The 18,336-nt window shown below is 69.7% G+C and carries 18 protein-coding genes; 12 read left to right on the top strand and 6 right to left on the bottom strand.

Annotated elements, in window-relative coordinates; all coding sequences use genetic code 11:
* Positions 1-294: 294 nt before the first annotated feature.
* The 3 genes from MFF40_RS20870 to MFF40_RS20860 all read left to right on the top strand — a co-directional run bounded on the left by MFF40_RS20870 (position 295) and on the right by MFF40_RS20860 (position 2,279).
* Complete coding sequence (locus MFF40_RS20870) at positions 295-657, top strand: HVO_A0114 family putative DNA-binding protein (RefSeq protein WP_147852856.1); 363 nt, start codon at positions 295-297, stop codon at positions 655-657.
* A gap of 154 nt (positions 658-811) precedes the next feature.
* Positions 812-1,411, top strand: coding sequence for a PAS domain-containing protein (locus tag MFF40_RS20865; RefSeq protein WP_147897262.1), 600 nt, complete (start codon positions 812-814; stop codon positions 1,409-1,411).
* A 229-nt stretch (positions 1,412-1,640) separates the two neighbouring features.
* Positions 1,641-2,279, top strand: coding sequence for a PilZ domain-containing protein (locus MFF40_RS20860; protein ID WP_147852858.1), 639 nt, complete (start codon positions 1,641-1,643; stop codon positions 2,277-2,279).
* A gap of 43 nt (positions 2,280-2,322) precedes the next feature.
* On the opposite strand, the gene MFF40_RS20855 is transcribed toward MFF40_RS20860, so the two are convergent.
* Together MFF40_RS20855 and MFF40_RS20850 are read right to left on the bottom strand one after the other, a co-directional pair.
* Positions 2,323-2,904: an SCO family protein gene (locus MFF40_RS20855; RefSeq protein ID WP_147852867.1), complete on the bottom strand. Its 582-nt coding sequence runs from the start codon at positions 2,902-2,904 to the stop codon at positions 2,323-2,325.
* Between the two features lie 99 nt (positions 2,905-3,003).
* Positions 3,004-3,507 carry a PRC-barrel domain-containing protein gene (locus MFF40_RS20850; RefSeq protein ID WP_147852859.1) on the bottom strand — a complete coding sequence of 168 codons (504 nt, stop codon included), beginning with the start codon at positions 3,505-3,507 and terminating at the stop codon, positions 3,004-3,006.
* A 179-nt stretch (positions 3,508-3,686) separates the two neighbouring features.
* On the opposite strand from MFF40_RS20850, the gene MFF40_RS20845 reads away from it, so the two are divergent.
* The 4 genes from MFF40_RS20845 (at position 3,687) to MFF40_RS20830 (ending at position 6,566) form a co-directional block, all read left to right on the top strand.
* The gene (locus tag MFF40_RS20845; RefSeq protein WP_147897263.1) at positions 3,687-4,166 is read left to right on the top strand and encodes a tRNA (cytidine(34)-2'-O)-methyltransferase; all 480 of its coding nucleotides are present in this window, start codon (positions 3,687-3,689) and stop codon (positions 4,164-4,166) included.
* A 67-nt stretch (positions 4,167-4,233) separates the two neighbouring features.
* Positions 4,234-5,664, top strand: a complete 1,431-nt coding sequence (locus MFF40_RS20840; RefSeq protein WP_147897264.1) for a protein adenylyltransferase SelO — start codon at positions 4,234-4,236, stop codon at positions 5,662-5,664.
* A 310-nt stretch (positions 5,665-5,974) separates the two neighbouring features.
* On the top strand, positions 5,975-6,202 hold the full coding sequence (locus MFF40_RS20835) for a hypothetical protein (protein WP_147897275.1): 228 nt from the start codon (positions 5,975-5,977) through the stop codon (positions 6,200-6,202).
* Positions 6,203-6,209: 7 nt separating this feature from the next.
* Positions 6,210-6,566, top strand: coding sequence for a hypothetical protein (locus tag MFF40_RS20830; protein WP_147857805.1), 357 nt, complete (start codon positions 6,210-6,212; stop codon positions 6,564-6,566).
* Here the strand turns inward: MFF40_RS20830 and MFF40_RS20825 are convergent.
* Positions 6,538-7,701, bottom strand: a complete 1,164-nt coding sequence (locus MFF40_RS20825) for a GNAT family N-acetyltransferase (protein WP_147897265.1) — start codon at positions 7,699-7,701, stop codon at positions 6,538-6,540. The genes MFF40_RS20830 and MFF40_RS20825 overlap by 29 nt on opposite strands.
* Positions 7,702-7,711: 10 nt before the next feature.
* Positions 7,712-9,127, bottom strand: coding sequence for a lipopolysaccharide biosynthesis protein (locus MFF40_RS20820; protein ID WP_147854913.1), 1,416 nt, complete (start codon positions 9,125-9,127; stop codon positions 7,712-7,714).
* 328 nt (positions 9,128-9,455) lie between these two features.
* Between MFF40_RS20820 and darT the strand changes: the two genes are divergently transcribed.
* Together darT and darG are read left to right on the top strand one after the other, a co-directional pair.
* Positions 9,456-10,097, top strand: coding sequence for a type II toxin-antitoxin system toxin DNA ADP-ribosyl transferase DarT (darT, locus tag MFF40_RS20815; protein WP_147854912.1), 642 nt, complete (start codon positions 9,456-9,458; stop codon positions 10,095-10,097).
* The gene (gene darG / locus MFF40_RS20810; RefSeq protein ID WP_147854911.1) at positions 10,097-11,176 is read left to right on the top strand and encodes a type II toxin-antitoxin system antitoxin DNA ADP-ribosyl glycohydrolase DarG; all 1,080 of its coding nucleotides are present in this window, start codon (positions 10,097-10,099) and stop codon (positions 11,174-11,176) included. Before darT ends, darG begins: the two co-directional genes overlap by 1 nt.
* A gap of 93 nt (positions 11,177-11,269) precedes the next feature.
* Here darG and gpmI read toward each other — a convergent pair whose 3' ends face one another.
* Positions 11,270-12,769, bottom strand: a complete 1,500-nt coding sequence (gene gpmI, locus MFF40_RS20805; RefSeq protein ID WP_147854914.1) for a 2,3-bisphosphoglycerate-independent phosphoglycerate mutase — start codon at positions 12,767-12,769, stop codon at positions 11,270-11,272.
* A 216-nt stretch (positions 12,770-12,985) separates the two neighbouring features.
* Complete coding sequence (locus MFF40_RS20800) at positions 12,986-14,065, bottom strand: glycosyltransferase family 2 protein (protein WP_147854910.1); 1,080 nt, start codon at positions 14,063-14,065, stop codon at positions 12,986-12,988.
* 433 nt (positions 14,066-14,498) lie between these two features.
* On the opposite strand from MFF40_RS20800, the gene MFF40_RS20795 reads away from it, so the two are divergent.
* The 3 genes from MFF40_RS20795 to MFF40_RS20785 are packed head-to-tail and all read left to right on the top strand — an operon-like array spanning position 14,499 to position 18,232.
* Entirely contained in the window at positions 14,499-15,317 is an 819-nt protein-coding gene (locus MFF40_RS20795; protein WP_238262047.1) for an ABC transporter permease, read from the top strand.
* Complete coding sequence (locus MFF40_RS20790) at positions 15,317-16,549, top strand: ABC transporter ATP-binding protein (RefSeq protein ID WP_147897266.1); 1,233 nt, start codon at positions 15,317-15,319, stop codon at positions 16,547-16,549. Before MFF40_RS20795 ends, MFF40_RS20790 begins: the two co-directional genes overlap by 1 nt.
* Positions 16,550-16,564: 15 nt before the next feature.
* Positions 16,565-18,232: a glycosyltransferase gene (locus MFF40_RS20785; RefSeq protein WP_147897267.1), complete on the top strand. Its 1,668-nt coding sequence runs from the start codon at positions 16,565-16,567 to the stop codon at positions 18,230-18,232.
* Positions 18,233-18,336: the final 104 nt, after the last annotated feature.

The following is an 18,336-nucleotide window of genomic DNA, read 5'->3' as shown; positions in this document are numbered from 1 at the left end:
CCCGGCGACGTATTGAAGCCTTTTCGGGTGATGTTCCGGTGCAGTGGCGCTGTCGAGAGCGGATATGGAATTGCGGGCGCCGCACTCATGAACGCGGCCCCAAAACCGATCTTGGAGCCCGTAAAAGCCTTTTCTCGATCGGCGCGGCCAGGGCAGCCATATGAAACGCCTTGTCATTCCGGGGCGCCGCAGGCGAGCCCGGAATGACAGGGTGGATGCCGAAATGTTCGTGTCAGTTCCCAGCCGTGGGACAGGGCGTATCTCTATCGACTGCTGATCGATGAGGAGACGAAGATGACGGATGTCTTCCTGCATGTCGGATACGACCCCGTCGCCACGAAGGCCCGCTTTCTGGAAGCGATCCGCCGTGCCGAGGCCGGCGCTTCCACCGGCGAGCATCACATCACGTTCGAGACGTGGGACGGGTTGGCCAAGGTTCTGAGCGGCAAGCGCCTGGAACTGCTGCGCCATGTCTACCAGCACCCTGCGGCGTCCGTCGCCGAATTCGGGCAGGCGCTGGGCCGGGATTACAAGCGGGTCCGTCAGGAGGTGGATATCCTGGCGGACGCCGGCTTGCTCGATCGAACCGATGGCGGCGGCGTGCGCACCGCCTATGACGAGATCCAGACCGTGATCAACCTCAAGCCGGCAGGCTGAATCTGAGCCCGTCTCAATCCCAAAAAAATCCCGCGCCGGGCGGCACGGCGCATGCGCCCGGAGCCCGAGATCGCCCCGGATCACCGGCTCGTCCCGCGCGGATGTGCCAAGTTGATCCAGGGACGGACACCAGGCGTATCGATCCGGGACTCCGATGAAACATCCCACGAGCCGCATGCTCCATGCCTATTGGGAGCGCCTGCGCGGTGAGCGCGCCGCGCCCGAGCGCGCCGAGATCGAGCCGGGCGAGATCCGGCATCTGCTGGCCGACAGCCTGATCCTGGAACTCGACATGGCGACGCGGGCGGCCACAATTCGGCTCGCCGGCACGCGGGTCTGCGCCCTCTACGGCCGCGAGTTGAAGGGCGAGACCTTCGCGGGCCTGTGGGGCGCGGAGGCGCCCGACCCCTGGCGCATCGTGGAGATCGTCGCCAGCGATACCCTGGGCGTGGTCGCGGGCCTGCGCGGCCTGAACACGGCCGGCGAGGCGGTGGATCTGGAACTCCTGCTCCTGCCGCTGCGCCATCGCGGCCGGATGCAGGTCCGGGCGCTCGGCACCCTCAGCGTCGAGAGCACGCCCCACTGGATCGGCCTGCGCCCGCTGGTCCAGGCCGAGACCACCTCCCTGCGCATCCTCCCCGGCCGCAGGATGGAGGCCGCGCCGCCGACGCGACCGGCCTTGCGCGGTCCTGCCGGCTTTCCCGGCCCGGTGCGCCGGGGGCATCTCCTCGTTCATGCCGGCGGACGGGCGTAAAACCGCGCGCCGAGAACTGCATTTGGAATATTAGACATCGATTTTTCGACCGAAGATCGCGTCCGATCGGGACGAACTGGCAACTGTACAGGCCAGACCGGCCCTGACGCCCGGTCAGGACAGAAAAATCTACGGCACGGCGGATATTGTCGAATCGGAAAAAAGGCTTTCGTAACAGTCCCGGTCTAGCTTGCGATGACGATTGTCGCGGCGTGGAGCCCATCTCGGTATGATCGCGGTCGACGCCACCGCCGGGACGGACGTGAGCCGCGCGGCCAGCCGGGGGCGCGACGCGGCCGACCAGCGACGCCACCAGCGCGTCCGGGTCGCCGTGCTGGGCCGCTACATGCTGGCCGACCGCCGGGAATATCCCTGCCAGACCGTGGACATGTCGCCGGGCGGCGTCCGGCTGACCTGCGCGGTGGTGGGCGAGGTCGGCGAGCGCGTGGTGCTCTACCTCGAGCATATCGGCCGGATCGAGGGCGTCATCGCCCGCCACAGCGAGGGCGGCTTCGCGGTCCAGCTCAACGCCACGCCACGCAAGCGGGACAAGATCGCATCTCAGCTGACCTGGCTCGCCAACCGGGAGATCCTGGGCCTGCCCGAGGGGCGCTCCCACGAGCGGCTCGTGCCGACCCACACGGCGGTGACCCTGCGCGTCGAGAGTGGCCGGGAGATCAAGGCCCGGCTGATCGACATCTCGATTTCCGGCGTGGCGATCTCCAGCACGGCCACGCTGCCCCTCGGGGCGGCCGTCACGGTGGGCAGCACGCCCGGGCGGCTGGTGCGCTACTTCGAGGGGGGCTTCGGCGTGCAGTTCCTGCTGCCGCTCTCCCCCGACCGCTTCCACGCCGGGATGACGCTTTAGAGCCGTCGCGACCGCGTTGGGATCGTCTCGTCAGATCTTCTCGTCAGATCTTCTTGGACAGCTGCGCCGCGGTCTCCTCGGCCGGGCGGGAGAGGTCGAGGGCGCCGAGGAAGCGGTTCTGCGCGTCCATCACGTAGACGATCGCCGTGTGCTCCATCGTGTAGTCCCCGTCCTTGCCGGGCACCTTGCGGGCATAGGCCCGGTACGCCTTCTCGGTGGCCACGATCTGCTCGGGGCTGCCGGTGAGGCCGGTGATGCGCGGATCGAAGCTCGACAGGTAGGTCTTCAGGCTCGCCGGGTCGTCGCGCTCGGGATCGACGGTGACGAAGGCGACGCGCATCCGCTCGGCTTTCGGCCCGAGGGCGGCGAGCACGTCCGAGACCTGCTGCAGCGTCGTCGGGCACACGTCCGGGCAATGGGTGAAGCCGAAGAACACGAGGTGCGGCGCGCCGGAGAAGTCGCGCTCGGTGACCGTGCGCCCGTTCTGGTCGATCAGCGTGAACGGGCCGCCGACCCCGGGTACGCCCACAGGCGCCCGGTCCGGCATGAAGGCGAACACCGCCGCCCCGGTCAGGCCGACGAGACCCAGGCAGAAGGCCAGAAGGGGGATCAGGGCGCGGCGCATCTTCATCGGACTCCGACCTCCGTGCTGCGGCTGGCACAGCACGGAACGGCGCGCGAAGGCAAGCCAGCGTTATGCCGCCGGCTCGGCTCGGATCCGATGTCAGGGCTTGGCGGCGGGCTCTCCGGCGGGCGGGGCGGCGGCCGCGCCCTTCGGCGGCTCCTTGCCGAGGTAGATGTATTCCGGCGCGGCCTTCAGCTGATCCTTGGTCGTGTCGATGCGGGCCTGGAGCGTCTTGTCGTCGGTCCGGTCGAGCTTCATCACCGACGGGTCGACGGCCACGTACTTGGAGCCGATCCCCAGGAAGCCGCCGACGCCGATGACCCAGGACTTCACGCTGCCCTTCTGGTCGAGGACGAAGTCGGCGATCTGCCCGATCGTGTCGTTGGCCGCGTTGGTGACGTTGGCCCCGATCAGCTTGCTGGCGACCATGTCGTCCGGGGACTGGGCCACGAAGGTCGGACGCAGGTTGTCGGCCATGGTGGCCGGCTGACCGGGCACCGGCGCGGCCGGAGCGGCGGCATTCGGGGTCGGGCTGGCATTCTGCGCCGCAGCGGTTGCGAGACCGGCCAGCAGAAGGGCCGAGGCAAGGAGCGGAGTGCGCATCGGGTCAGGACTTTCGGACAGGGTTCGCAAACGAAGGTGGCGCCGCCTTAAGCCTTTGGCGCAGCGTAAGTTCCGCCGATTTTCGTCGGGCGCCCCGGATTGCGCGCCCCTTTGCCGGCTGTGGGTCCGACGCCCGGCGCTTTGACGGCACGGCGCCGGCCCATCACAAGCCTGGCCCCATGCTGCGCCTCGTCCTCTACCAACCCGACATCCCCCAGAACACCGGCACGATGCTGCGGATGGCCGCCTGCCTCGGGCTCGCGGTCGAGATCGTGGAGCCTGCGGGCTTCGACGTCTCGGACCGGCACCTGCGCCGCTCGGGCCTCGATTACCTCGACCACGTGGCGATCACCCGGCACCGCTCGTTCTCGGCCTTCGAGGCGTGGCGGGCCGAGGCCGGCCTGCGGCTCGTCCTCGCCACGACGGCGGGCGCCCGGCCCCATACGGATTTCGCGTTCGGCCCGGACGATTGCATCATGGTCGGGCGCGAATCGGCCGGCGTACCCGATTCCGTCCATGCGGCCGCCGACGCCCGGGTCGTGGTGCCGATCCGGCCGGGCCTGCGCTCGCTCAACGTCGCGGTCGCGGCCGCGATGATCGCCGGCGAGGCCCTGCGCCGGACCGGCGGGTTCGAACCGGATCGCGGCACGCCGGCTTGATAGGGCGGGGCATCATGGGGGCGGGTCCTCGGCAGCACCCGCGCCGCCAGCCCGGGAGACGCGCCGCGTGACCGAACCCAGACCCTACCGCCCGTCCCGGCGCCACGCCGATCTCGGATCCGCCTTCTACGATCCCGTGGCGGCCGCGCGCTTCCCGGCCGCGATCCTGCGCTACCGCAACCAGGCCTGGGCGGCGCGCGTCGGCCTCTCCGGCTTGTCCGATGATGACTGGATCGCCCATTTCGGCCGGTTCGCGCCGCTGCCCGGAAGCTTCGAGACGCCCCTGGCGCTGCGCTACCACGGCCACCAGTTCCGCTCGTACAACCCGGAGCTCGGCGACGGCCGCGGCTTCCTGTTCGCGCAACTGCACGACCTGAAGGACGGGCGGCTGCTCGATCTCGGCACCAAGGGCAGCGGCACGACGCCGTGGTCCCGCGGGGCCGACGGGCGGCTCACCCTCAAGGGCGGCGTGCGCGAGGTGCTGGCCACGGCCCTGCTGGAGGCGCAGGGCGTCTACACGTCGAAGAGCTTCAGCCTGATCGAGACCGGCGAGGATCTGGTGCGCGGCGACGAGCCCTCCCCGGCCCGCTCCGGCGTGCTGGTGCGGCTCTCGCACGGGCATATCCGCATCGGCAGCTTCCAGCGCTTCCTGGCGCTGGGCGAGCCGGACAACATCGCCCGGCTGCTCGACCACACCATCGAGACCCACCGGCCGGAACTCTGGCGCGAGAGCCTGGAGGACCGGGGCGTCGCCTTCCTGGAGGACGTGGTCGGCCGGGTCGCCCGTCTCGGCGCGCAATGGGCGGCGGCGGGCTTCGTCCACGGGGTGCTCAACTCCGACAACATCAACGTCACCGGCGAGAGCTTCGATTACGGCCCCTGGCGCTTCCTGCCGCATTACGACCCGGACTTCACCGCCGCCTATTTCGACGAGACCGGCCTCTACAGCTTCGGTCGCCAGCCCGAGGCGTTGTTCTGGAACCTCGCCCGGCTGGCCGATTGCCTCCTGACGCTCGCCCCGCAAGCCCGCCTGGAAGCGGCCCTGTCCGGCTTCGGCCCCGCCCTGCAGGACGGGTTTGCGCAGGCGCTGTTCGGCCGGCTCGGGTTGGCTGAGGCGCCGCGGCCCGAGACCGACCGGCTGGTCTCGGCGGTCTGGCGGTTCCTGGCCGAGACCCGCGCGCCGTTCGAGCGCTTCTTCTTCGACTGGTACGGCGGCCCTGCGAGCGCCGGCCGGGCTGAGGCCGGCCCGAGCGCCGGGCATTACCGGTCGGAGGCCTTCGCGCCGGTGCGGGCGGCGCTCGACGCGCTCACCCCGGCCCCGGGCGCGCGGCTCGACCATCCCTATTTCGCGGGGGAGCCCTGTACGATGCTGATCGAGGAGGTCGAGGCGCTCTGGGCCCCGATCGCCGCGGCCGACGACTGGTCGCCGTTCGCGGCCAAGCTCGCCGCGGTGGCGCAGATGGCCGAGGCCTGCGGCACCGCGCCCTCGGCCGCCTGAGCCTCCTCTTCGGCCAGCCGCCGTTGCTCCTCGGCGTAGCCGCCCGCGATCGCCATGTCGACGAGGCGCCGGGTCAGCCGGAAGGCCAGCCAGAACAGGACGAGGCAGACGGCAGTCGCGGCGGCAGCCTTGAGCGGGTCCACGGGACTCCTCGAACAATCTCCCCTATGTCGGGGCGGGCCCCTCTTAGAGCCGCCGCCGATCGCGTTGCAATCGGACTTGGCTCCGAGGCCGTCTCCCGGGACGGGTTTCACCCCGCGCCGAACCGGGCCCGCTCCGGCGGCAGGCGCTCACGATCAGGCAGGTGCCGTTGCGCGAGACCTTCCATATCGAAGTCCTCGGTCCGGAGTCGGGCGAGGTCCAGACGCGGATCTCGGTGCGCGTCGGCAGCCTGGAGACCGCCCAGGAGCGGGCGCTGCGCCTGTTCGCCCGCGCCCGGGTGCCGCAGCGATCCGGCGAGCCGGCGGAGGCCGTGCGGGTGATCGACGGCGCCGGCCGCGAGGTCTTCTTCCGCAGCCGCTTCGACGCGGCGGATTGAGGGGCCGATGCGCGCTGCCCTGATCCTGCCCGGGCTTGTGCTGCTGAGCTGCGGCCTGTTCCTGCGCAGCTACACCCTGGCGCCCGCCCCCGACCGGCGCGGCGGCACGACGGTGCAGTTGACCTGGCCCACCCGTCCGGTGTTCGGAAGCCCGCGGGCCGACTGCCTCGGGACGCCCGCGGAGGAGCCGGTCGTCCCCTGCCTCATCGCCTCGGTCGGCCGGGCGCGGAACGAAGGCATCCCGGTGATCCAGCTGCCGTTCTGCGCGACCTGCTACGGTCTGTCCGAGCGGATCGCACGCATCGGCCACGACGACGCGGCGGTGCAGGCCCGGCTCACGCAGATCGCCCGCTTCGGCTGGTGAGGCGCGCCCGCGCCACGCGCTCGCGGGCGCGCTCCAGAGTGCGGGCCAGGGGGAACAGCGGGTCGCGGCCGGCCTCAACCAGCAGGTGGGCGATCGGGCGCCGTTCCGTCCAGAAGGTCGAGCCGAGGGCGAAATCCGGCGGGGCGCAGGAGTCGATCCGATCGATCCGGTCGATGCCCTCGCGGGCCAGCACCGTCTCGGTCAGGCGGTGGACGAGTTGCACCCCGGGGGCGGCCTCCGAATCCGCCTCGTCGTGGGCGATCTTGAGCACCCAGGCCTCGGTGCCGGTGATCGGCAGGATCGCGGAGGCCAGGACCCGGCCGTCCCGGCGCAACCGCGCCACGCGTAACCGCCCCTCGGATCCGAGATCGGCCAGCACGGCGCGCAGGAACGCGACCTCGTCGGGCCGCTCCCCCAGGCCGGTGCCGGCCCGGCCCTTCCAGCCCGCGGCCTCCAGGGCGACGTGGTCGTCCAGGGCGCGGTCGAGCGCCGCGGGGGCGTCCAGGATCTCGAGCGCGACCGGTCCCACGGCCTCCAGGCGCTGGCGGGCGAGGCGCAGCTTGCGCCGCCGCTTGCCGGACAGGTGGTCGAGATACGTCGCCCGTGCCTGCATCGACCGGCCGGTCACGTCGAGCAACCCGCGTTCGTGCGGCCAGTAGGCGGCCCGCCGCACCCCGCACGCGGACAGCAGGTCCGCCAGGGGACCGGTTGCGGGCGCGTTCGGCAGCAGCAGCCGCGGCGGCAGGCCGAGCGCCCGCGGCGCGGCGAGCAGTCCGGCGAGCGCGGCCTCCGGGTCGGCGGCGTCGAGCAGCGGCGCGCCGAACGGGCCGTAGCCGTGGGTCCAGCCCATCAGCACGGGCAGCGGCACGCCCCAGCGGCGCCACAGCCGGCGGAACGGCCAGGCCGCCAGGATCCGCACGCCCGGCGCTTCGGGGGGGCGGTCGGCCACGATCAGGAGCCGCACGCCGTCGCCGAAGGGGTCTCGGGCCGCCAGCGCGTAGCCGGCCTCGTAGAACGGGTTGCGGACCACGGCGCCCGCACCGAGCGCCCGCCAGGCCGGGATCCAGGCGGCGGCCGGATCGAGGGGACGGACCGCTGCCACAAGGCCGCCGGCAAGGGTCGCGGTGTCCGGCATGGCGCGCCCGTCAGGCCGCGAGCCGGTGGCGGATCGCCCCGGCGAACCCGAGCACGTCGTAGCGCCACGCGGTCGCCCCGGCCACGGTGAGGAGCAGGACCAGCCGCAGGGCCTGGCCGGGCGGCATCAGGCCGCCCGGGATCAGGCCGATCCCGGCCATCACCGCGCCGCAGACCAGGGCCGCGCCGGCGATCCCCGTCATGTCGGCGAGCGGCAGCGGCATCGTGGTGCCGGCCCGGTAGGCGCCGAGCACCAGCACGAGGCAGGCCGCCGCCTGCCCGCCCGCGAAGGCCAAGGCCGCCCCGGCGGCGCCGAGCGTCGGGATCAGCAGCAGCGAGAGTGCCGCCACCGCCGCCAGGGTTGCGAAGGCCGCCCCCGCCTCCAGCCGGCTGGTGCGGGTGAAGTAGATCACCTGCCCGAAATAATAGGCGCGGAACATCATCAGGATGCTGGCCAGGATCAGCACCGGGGCGAGCGCGCGCGCCTCCGCCCGGTAGGCCGGCCCGAGCAGCACCGCGACCACGAGGTCGTCGAAGCAGAGGAAGAACACCGCCCCGAAGGCGGCGATCAGGGTCATCGCCCGGGCGGCGTCGCTCAGCACCCCGGAGGCCGCCGCGATGCCGCCGACCCGCGCCTCGCGCTTGGCGATGGAGATCAGCGACAGGGCGATCGCCTCGCCGAACACGATGAAGCTCTGCTTCAGGAAGTCGGCCAGAGCCCCGTAGGCGCCCAGCCCCGCGGGCCCCACGGTCTTGGCGATGATCAGCCGGTCGAGGCTCTGGGCCAGGGCCGCCGTGCCGAAGGACAGCACCAGCGGCCAGCCATAGGCGAACAGCCGCAGCGCCTCGGCGCGGCTGCCGCGGCCGGGCATCATCGGGGCGATGGTGATCGCGGCCGGCAGCGCCGCCAGGGCGTTCGCGGCGGCCACCGCAAAAGCGAGGTGCAGCGGATCGCTCGACAGGTGCAGCGCCAGGCTGCCGAGCCCGAGCATCAGCACGGCGCGGCTCATCACCGAGGCCGCCACCGCACCGGCCTTCAGGCGCGTGCGGGCGATCTCGGTGGACCCCTCGAACAGGGTGGTGCCGAAGGCGAGCGCCAGGATCGCGGCCGCCATATCGGCCGGGACCAGCCCGAGCCCGGCCGCGAGCGCGCTGCCGAGGCCGGCGAGCAGCAGCGTGCCGGCGAGGATCCGCACCACGGTGCCAACCTGCGCCGGCTCGCGCGCCTCGTCGTAGAGGGCGAAGAACGCGAATTTCGGCCACTGGCAGGTCGCCCCGTAGAGCACCAGCGCCCAGGACAGGACGTACAGGTAGATGCCGTAGCTCTCCACCGGGGCGAGCCGGGTGAACACCGCCACGGAGGCCATGTTCAGGGCGGCGGCGAAGCCGCGCGAGCCGACATAGATCAGGCTGTGCCGGGCAATCATGTCCTACGCATCATGCGCCATAACGGTTGCCGCTTCGGCGATGCCCCTTATGCGGGCGCAAGCGTTAGGGCATCGTTCCGGATACCGGATCCACAGCGATGCTCGACGTCACCGTTCTCGCATCGTCCTGTCCGAAAGCCGGAAACTACCTTTCGGGACGATGCTTTAAGGGCCTGAGTCGACGGGACGGTCGCACGCCGAAACAGGATGATGGTAAATCGCTAACCGCTTGGCCTTACGGTCATGGACGAAGCTTGGGTTTTCCCGAGGGATTTCCGGCGATGTCCGAGCCAAGGCGACAACCGTAGGGGGCTGGCGAGCTTCACCCATGACGGCGTTTCTGAAGCAGGAGAACGGTTACATATTCCGCATCGTGCATCGGGAGAATCTGCCGCTTGTGCTGGCGCGTGGGCTCTACGCGAGGAACGCCGACGGCTCTGACCCTGGCTACGTCAACATCGGCAATCTCGATCTTATCGGCCGCCGTGGCAGCCGGTCTGTTCCAGTTCGGCCGGGGGGCGTCCTGAACGACTACGTGCCTTTCTATTTCACGCCCCTCTCCCCGATGGCGTTCAACATCAAATCGGGCTGGAACGGCATAACTCGACGGGCGAACGACGACATACTTATATTTGTATCAAGTATATACCATGCCATTGATCAAAGTTTGGAATTAATATTTACAGATAGACACGCTTATCTGATGACGGCCAACTTCTATCGTGATGTGGAGCGCCTCGACCAGATAGATTGGGTAGCGCTAAGGTCCAAGGACTTCAAAAAGGATCCTACGAACCCTGAGCGTGTGGAGCGATATCAAGCCGAGGCATTAGTCCACAGGCATGTGCCTCTGGACGGCTTGAAGGGGGTTGCGGTTCACAGCGAGAGCGTCCGCGCAGACGTTCAAAAATTTGTGGACAAAGCAGGAACACCGTTGCTAGTGCGCACTAAGCAGAGTTGGTATTTCTGATGATCACCTTCACACAGGGCGACCTTCTTGACGCGCCTGCGGAGGCGCTGGTCAACACCGTGAACACGGTAGGCGTGATGGGCAAAGGCATCGCGCTGATGTTCAAGGAGAATTTTCCGGACAACTTCCGGGCGTACGCAGCTGCCTGCAAAGCGGGTGAGGTAAAGACGGGTCGCATGTTCGTAACCGAGCGCGGCCATCTCACGGGGCCTCGCTGGATCATCAACTTTCCGACCAAGGCCAACTGGCGCTTCCCGTCCAAGATGATTTGGATCGAGGAGGGCTTGGCCGATCTCCGCCGCGTGATCGAGCAGAACGGTATACGTTCGATCGCGGTACCACCCCTCGGCAGCGGCAATGGCGGCCTCAACTGGGCCGATGTTCGCCCACGTATCGAGGCCGCTCTCGGGGACATCCCCGGGGTCGAGGTGATCGTGTACGAGCCGACAGCCACGTACCAGAATGTCCTGAAACGAGAGGGTCGAAAGTCACTCACACCAGCGAGCGCGCTCGTTGCGGAGCTCGTACGTCGGTACGCCGTGCTTGGCTTCGAGTGCTCATTGCTTGAAGTGCAGAAGCTAGCTTATCTTCTAGAGTGTGCAGTCGAGGCCACAGCTCCTCAAAATCCTCTGACGCTCGCATACAAGGCCAATCGGTACGGCCCCTATGCTGATCGGCTCAGGCATCTGCTTAACGGCATGGATGGAACTTATCTGCACTGCGATAAGCGACTCGCCGATGCTCTTCCGCTGGACCTTATCAGGTTCGAGGACAATCAGCGGGACCGGATCGCCGCCTACCTGAAGGCGGACGGCAAGGATTACCTCGTTGCCCTGGAGCGGACGACCGATCTGATCGACGGCTTCGAATCTCCGTTCGGGATGGAGCTTCTTGCCACCATCCACTGGCTCCTGCATCGAGCGGGCGTCGAGCCCACCGTCGAAGCTATGATGCGGGGCATCAAGCAATGGCCTGGTGGTCCCGGCTCAGCCGCGCGCAAGGCTCGGATCTTCGATGCGCGTGTCGTTGGGCTCGCGTTAGAGCGCCTCATCGGTCGCGCGGCGGCCCCAACCCACTGAAAGCCGTCTTCGACCAGGTCAGACGGTTCTGTTCGGCATTTTAAGACGCCGTCGCCACGATCCCGCCCGCCGAGCGCCCTGCGCCCGGCCCGCTCAGCGCCGGATCAGCGACCGCCCGGTCATCTCGGCGGGCTGCTCGAGGCCCATCAGGTCGAGGAGGGTCGGCGCGACGTCGGCCAGGCGGCCGTCGGCGAGCGTCACGCCATCGACGCCGACCAGCATCGCCGGCACCGGGTTGAGGGTGTGGGCGGTGTGCGGCTCGCCGGTCTCCGGATCGCGCATCATCTCGCAATTGCCGTGGTCGGCGGTGACGAGCAGCGCCCCCCCGCCGGCCCGGATCGCGTCGACCACCCGGCCGAGGCAGGCATCCACCGTCTCCACCGCCTTCACGGCGGCGGCGAGGCTGCCGGTATGGCCGACCATGTCGGGATTGGCGAAGTTCAGCAGGATCATGTCGTAGCGGCCGGAGCCGATCGCCTCCACGGCGCGGTCGGTCAACTCCGCGGCCGACATCTCCGGCTGCAGGTCGTAGGTCGCCACCTTCGGGGACGGCACCAGGATCGCGTCCTGGCCCTCGAACGGTGCCTCGCGGCCGCCGTTCATGAAGTAGGTGACGTGCGGATACTTTTCGGTCTCGGCCATGCGCAGCTGTGTGCGCCCGGCCCGGGCCACCGTCTCGCCGAGGCCGTTCGGCAGGTCGAGGGGGCCGAACAGCGTGTCGGCGAAGGCATCGATCTCGATGCTGTACTGAACGATGCCGAGGGCTGCGGCGAACCGGACCGTCCGGGCCCGGGGGAAGCCCGCGAAGTCCGGATCGAGCAGGGCCTCGAGGATCTGCCGGGTCCGGTCGGCGCGGAAATTGAAGCTCAGCACGCCGTCGCCGTCCTGCATGCCGGCATAGTCGCCGATGATGGCCGGCCGCAGGAACTCGTCCGACAGGTCGAGCACATAGGAGGCGGCGATCGCCTCCAGGGCACTCGCGAACCGGGCGCCGCGCGCCGCACTCATCGCGTCGTAGGCGATCGAGACCCGCTCCCAGCGCCGGTCGCGATCCATCGCGTAGTAGCGGCCGCACAAGGTGGCGATGCGGGCGCCCTCGGGGAGCGCGGCCTCGACGGCCTCCAGGCAGCCGGCCGCGGAGCGCGGCGGCATGTCCCGCCCGTCCGTGAAGGCGTGGAGGCGGACCGGCACGCCGGCCTCGACCAGCACCCGCGCCAGCGCCACCGCGTGGTCCTGGTGCGCGTGGACGCCCCCGGGCGACAGCAGGCCGACGAGGTGGCAGGTCCCGCCGCTCGCCCGCAGCGCGTCGATGAACCGGGTCAGGGCCGGGTTGGTGGCGAGCGAGCCGTCCGCGACGGCGGTATCGATGCGCGGCAGGTCCTGCATGACCACCCGGCCCGCGCCGATGTTCAGGTGCCCGACCTCGGAATTGCCCATCTGCCCCTCGGGCAGGCCGACATCGGCCCCGAAGGTCTGCAGCCGCGCCCGGGGCCCCTCTCGCATCAGGCCGTCGAAGACGGGCGTGCGGGCCTGGTGGACGGCATTGTCGGCGACCGCGTCCCGGAGTCCCCAGCCGTCGAGGATCACGAGCATCACGGGGCGCGGGGTCCTGTCGGGCACGGTCACAACACTCCAAGGCCTGCACGGCACGGCGCGGGTACTCCGGACCCCTGAGGTCCGGAAAGATGCGCGTGTCGATAATCGGCTTGGCCGCGCGAGACTACAGCCCAGGGTAGGAATTGGCGACGGAAGGGGAACGGCGTCCGGCTTCTGACACCGGATTCGCATGGCCCGTTCGCGGAATCCCGGTCAGTTGACGCTCGCCGGGTCCGATCCGGGTGCGACGCCGAGCAGGGGCGGCTTCCGGCGCAAGGCGGTCCGCAGCAGGGTCCGGCGATAGCCCCGATGCGACAGGAAGCCGGCGGCCCAGGCCAGGTGCATCGCGATCGCCGCCGGGCCGCTCATGACCAGGCCCGGCTCCCGCGCCTTCAGTGCCAGCGCGAGACCGCTGAGGCCGCAGCCCCCCGCATAGACCGCCAGCAGGATCAGCAGCATCGGGGCGACCGTGACGAGGGCCAGGGCGGCGACGCCGTAGAGCAGGACCAGGGGGGGCAGCATCTGGCGCAGCCGCGGCAGGCTGGCGTGCTTCTCCAGGGTCCGGGCGCAGCCGCGGCCGTACAGGAAATATTGGCGGGTCAGGCTGAACAGGGTCGCGCGGGGGTAGTAGGTCACGACGAGGTCGGCCGCGAGATAGATCTTGCCGCCGGCCGCGCAGAGCCGACGGTCGAGCTCGGCGTCCTCGTTGTGCGAAAAACTCTCGTCGTAACCGCCGACCCGCAGGAACTCGCGCCGGTCGAAGATGGCGTGGTGGCCGTGGGCGACGTAGCCCGAGATCCCGCCCAGGCGGTGCGCCGAGCCGCCGTTGCCGAGGCGGCTGTTCTGGGCGGCCGCGATGGCACGCTGCAGCGGCGTCACCCCGATGGTCCGAAGGGGCACGACCACCGAGACGGCGTCCCACTGGCGAATCGTCCGCACCAGGTCCTGCACCCAGTTCTCGGGGTAGGCCGCGTGGCAATCGGCGCGCACGAGATAGGTCGAGCCCGGATGCGCGAGGCGGGCCGCGAGGTTGAGCGCCGAGGCCTGGATGCGGCGGGCGTTGTGGATCAGCTGGATCCGTGGATCCTTATCGCTGAGCGCCTGGACGATGGCGCAGGTCGCGTCGCTGCTGCCGCCATCCATCACCAGTAATTCACACGCGAGCGACCCTGAGGCCGGCATCACCGAGCGGATCGCCTCGGCGATGTGCTGGGCCTCGTTCAGGGCCGGCATGGCGATCGTCACCAACGGGATGCTCGCGCCGTCCGAGCCATCGACCGAAGCGTCCTTCATGGCGGTTCTCCTGAGACCCGAGCCCGATCTTGCGCCGGACCCGCGGTGGCCCCGTTCCGGAGGAAGCCCAGCGCCTCGGTGAGGACGGCTCGTTCGCCCGGCACGCGTGTCCGGGCCGGCCGAGCCGGCATCGACAGAGACGACGTCCCGCGCCCGGGGTCTCTTCTGTCCTCATAAGCAATCAATACGGTGGTCAACGACAACCACCTCTTCAGTCGGGAGGCTCGGTACGACGAAAGATGTAATTCGTGCCGGATGACCGCGGTGATAGCCCGGCTCAGTGGGATCGCCGATCCGGCAGCTGATGCCGCGAACGGATCCAGCAAGCACCGATCGTCGTGCGGGATCGCTTCGAATGATGGACTCTTTGGACGCGCTTGCGCTCGATGCGCCGAAACATGGCCTGGCCGGGCCCAGATCGGAACCGGCCGCGATGCCGGTCACCGAAATCGGGCCCGACAATCAACTCGTCGCCTTCGATGCCGCCGGGGTCTGGCAGTATCGCGGGTTGCTGTGGGTCCTGATCCTGCGCGACCTGAAGGTGCTCTATCGCCAGACCGCCCTGGGCGCCTGCTGGGCCATCGCGCAGCCGCTTTTCACGGTGGCGATCTTCACGGTCATCTTCGGCCATTTCGCCAAGATCCCCACCGACGGGGCGCCCTATGCACTGTTCGCCGGCAGCGCCATCATCCTGTGGACCTACTTCGCCGAGTCGGTGCGCCGGAGCGCCACCGGCCTCGTCACCGAGGCGGAACTCATCCGCAAGATCTACTTCCCGCGCCTGGTGATCCCGCTCGCCACCGTGGTGTCGCCGATGGTGGACTTCGCCATCGCCCTCGCGGTGATGCTGGTGCTGATGCTCTGCTACGGGGTGATGCCGAGCTGGCACATCGTCCTCGCGGTGCCGACGCTCGCGGTCACCGCGATGCTGGCGCTCGGGGTGAGCCTGTGGCTCGGGCCGGTCAACGTCCGCTTCCGGGACGTGAAGCACACGCTGCCGTTCCTCATCCAGATCTGGATGTACGCCTCGCCGATCGTCTACGCGGCGAGCATCGTCCCCGACTCGGTGCGCTGGCTCTACGCGCTCAACCCGATGGTCGGGCTGATCGAGGCGTTCCGGTTCGCGATCCTCGGCGGAACCACGCCCGACCTGTTCGCCCTCGCGGTCTCGGTCACGGTGTCGTCGCTGCTGCTGTTCACCGGACTGATCTTCTTCCAGCGCATGGAGCGCTCTTTCGCGGATATAATCTGATGTCGATGGCGATCAGCGTACAGGATATCGGCAAGCAATACTGGCGTGCCCCGCGGGCCACGCACGACAATTCCCTGCGCGAGGCGCTCATCGACGGCGCGCGGGGCCTGATGACGCGCCGGTCCGAGGCGCGCCCGACCAAGGAGGGGTTCTGGGCGCTCAAGGATGTCAGCTTCGGCATCAAGCACGGCGAGAACGTCGGCATCATCGGGATGAACGGGGCCGGCAAGAGCACCCTGCTCAAGCTGATCTCGCGGATCGCCGCCCCGACCACCGGCAGCATCCGGCTGGTCGGCCGGGTCGGCGCCCTGCTCGAAGTCGGCACCGGCTTCCACCGGGAGCTCACCGGCCGCGAGAACATCTTCCTCTACGGCTCGATCCTGGGCATGCACCGCCACGAGATCGCTGAAAAGTTCGACGCGATCGTCGAGTTCTCGGAGATCGGCGACTTCATCGACATGCCGGTGAAGCGCTATTCCAGCGGCATGTATGTCCGGCTGGCCTTCTCGGTCGCCGCCCATCTCGAGCCCGACATCCTGCTCCTCGACGAGGTCCTGGCGGTCGGCGACTACACCTTCCAGAAGAAGTGCATCGACTTCGCCCGCCGCCTCCAGAGCAAGGGCTCGACGATCCTGCTCGTCTCGCACAACATGTTCAGCGTGAAGACCATGTGCGAGCGGGTGATCTACATCAAGAACGGCCGCGTCGCCTTCGACGGCCCCACCGACGAGGGGCTGCACCACTACGAGCGGGACAGCTACCTGGCCGACGCGCCCTGGTTCCGGCCGGAGGGCGGCCACCACCCGGTGGAGATCCAGGACGTCACGGTCGCCGACGAATCCGGCGCTCCGAAGACGCTGTTCCGGCACGGCGAGCGGATGCGGATCACGGCGCGCTACACCGCCTCGGAGCCGATCACCGACCCACATGTCCTATTCTCGATCACGCGATCGGACGAGCTGCTCTGCTGCAACTTCAGCACGATGACGGACCGCGCCAAGCTGCAGACCCTGTCGGGCGACGGCACGATCGAGCTGCTGACGCCGCCGCTGACCCTTACCGCGGACACCTACAAGGTCTCGGTGGTGGTCCGGCAGCGGGGCTTCGAGCGCCTGCTCGCCGCGCGGATCGGCGCCCGCTTCCACGTGGAGCACCCGGTCTTCGCCCCCGACGTGTTCGGTGTCTTCCACACTCCCGGCACCTGGACGGCGGATTCCGCACCGCATCGCTGAAGCCCGGAGGGCACGATGGCCATTGTTGCGTCAGAGTTCCGCCATGACGGACGCCGAGACATCGACGACGAGACCGCCCGGCGCGCCGGGCGGATCCGGGCGAATTTCTCGGCCTTCGATGCCCGGGTGCGGGAGGCCGAGCGCCGGGGGGCTGCGGGCGACCTCGAAGGCGCCGCCGTCGAAGCCGCCATCGCGGCGACGATGGCGGCCCATCGCCATTGCGGGGTCTTCGCGAGCCCGCGCCTGGAGCGCCTGACCGCCGAGATCGGCCGGCGGCTCGAGCCGGAGGCCGGCCATCGCACGGCCCCGGAGCCGGCCCCGTTCCGGCGCGTCCTCCACGTCTGCACGCAGCTCGCCCCGGTGGGCGGCCTCACCAAGATGCTGGCGTTGTGGATCGGCGCCGACGCCCACCGGACCAACGGGCTCGCCCTGACCCAACATCGCGGCCCGGTCGATGGGCGGATCGCCGAGGCGGTCCGCGCCAGCGGCGGCGCGATCCACCACCTGAACCACCGCCAGGGCGGCAAGCTCGCCTGGGCGCGGGAGCTGCGCCGGGTCGCGCGGGATTACGACGTCGTCGTCCTCCACATCCATTGCGAGGACGTGGTCCCGCTGATCGCCTTCGCGGATCCGGGCAAGCACCCGCCGGTCCTCCTCCTCAACCACGCGGATCACCTGTTCTGGATCGGGACCCGGATCAGCCACGCGGTGATCAACCTGCGCGAGGCCGCCCGCCGGCTCGCGATCACGCGGCGCGGCGTCGATCCGGCCCGGAGCTTCCTGCTCCCGACCCTGATCACGCTGCCCGAGCGCCAGCGCAGCCGTGCGGCCGCCAAGCGTGCCCTCGGGATCCCGGACGACGAGGTCCTGCTGGTCTCCGTGGCGCGCGGCGCCAAGTACCGCAACGTCGGCGACGTCACCTACGCCGACCGCCACGTCGATCTCCTGGCCGCGCATCCGAAGGCCCGCCTGATCGTGGTCGGCGCGGGCGAGCGCGCGGACTGGGCCCGGGCGCAGGCCGCCACGGGCGGGCGGATCGTGGCCCATGCCGAGCAGTCGGATCCGCGGGTCTTCTTCGAGGCGGCGGACATCTACGTCGATTCCTACCCGTTCGTCTCGTCGACCTCGATGCTCGAAGCCGCCGCCTACGGGCTGCCGCTGGTGACGCGGTTCGAGGCGCCCGCGGCGGCCGAGATCGTCGCGATCAACCATCCCGGGCTCGACGCCACGGCCCGGGTCGCCCGCGACCAAGCGGAATACGAGGCCCACCTCACCGCGCTGATCACCGACGCGGAGGACCGCCGGACCACGGGGGCCGCGATCAGCGCCGCCATCGCGCGCCTCTACGCGCCGGCGAGCTGGGCCGCCGGGCTCGACGCGGTCTACGCGCAGGCCCGGGCGCTGCCCCGGCTCGCGCCGGATGCCGGGCCGGTGACGGCCGAGGCGCCCCATCTGGGCGAGCCGGACCTGCGCCACCAGGACATGTTCGGCTCGGATTTCCCGATCTCCGGGATGACCAAGAACTACATCGGCATGCTGCCGCTCCGGCAGCGCGTCGCCTCCTGGGCGGCCCTGCGCCGCGCCGGCGACTTGTCCGGCCCCTGGGAGCGGGTGCGCCTGCTGCTGCCGGAATGGCTGGTGCGCAACGTGAAGGACCGGCCGGGGCTTCTGCGGGCCGGTTGAGACGGCGTATCCGTCGCATCACCCAAAGACAGGCCCGGGAAACCTTGTGGTTCCCGGGCCTGTCTTCTTGTCCGTTCCAACGCCCTCGTCAGGTCAGGAAGCCG

Origin of the sequence: Methylobacterium mesophilicum, assembly GCF_022179445.1 — a bacterium.
Lineage (GTDB): Bacteria > Pseudomonadota > Alphaproteobacteria > Rhizobiales > Beijerinckiaceae > Methylobacterium > Methylobacterium mesophilicum.
Note: the sequence above shows the minus strand (reverse complement) of the source record. Positions and strands in the feature narration are given on the sequence as shown.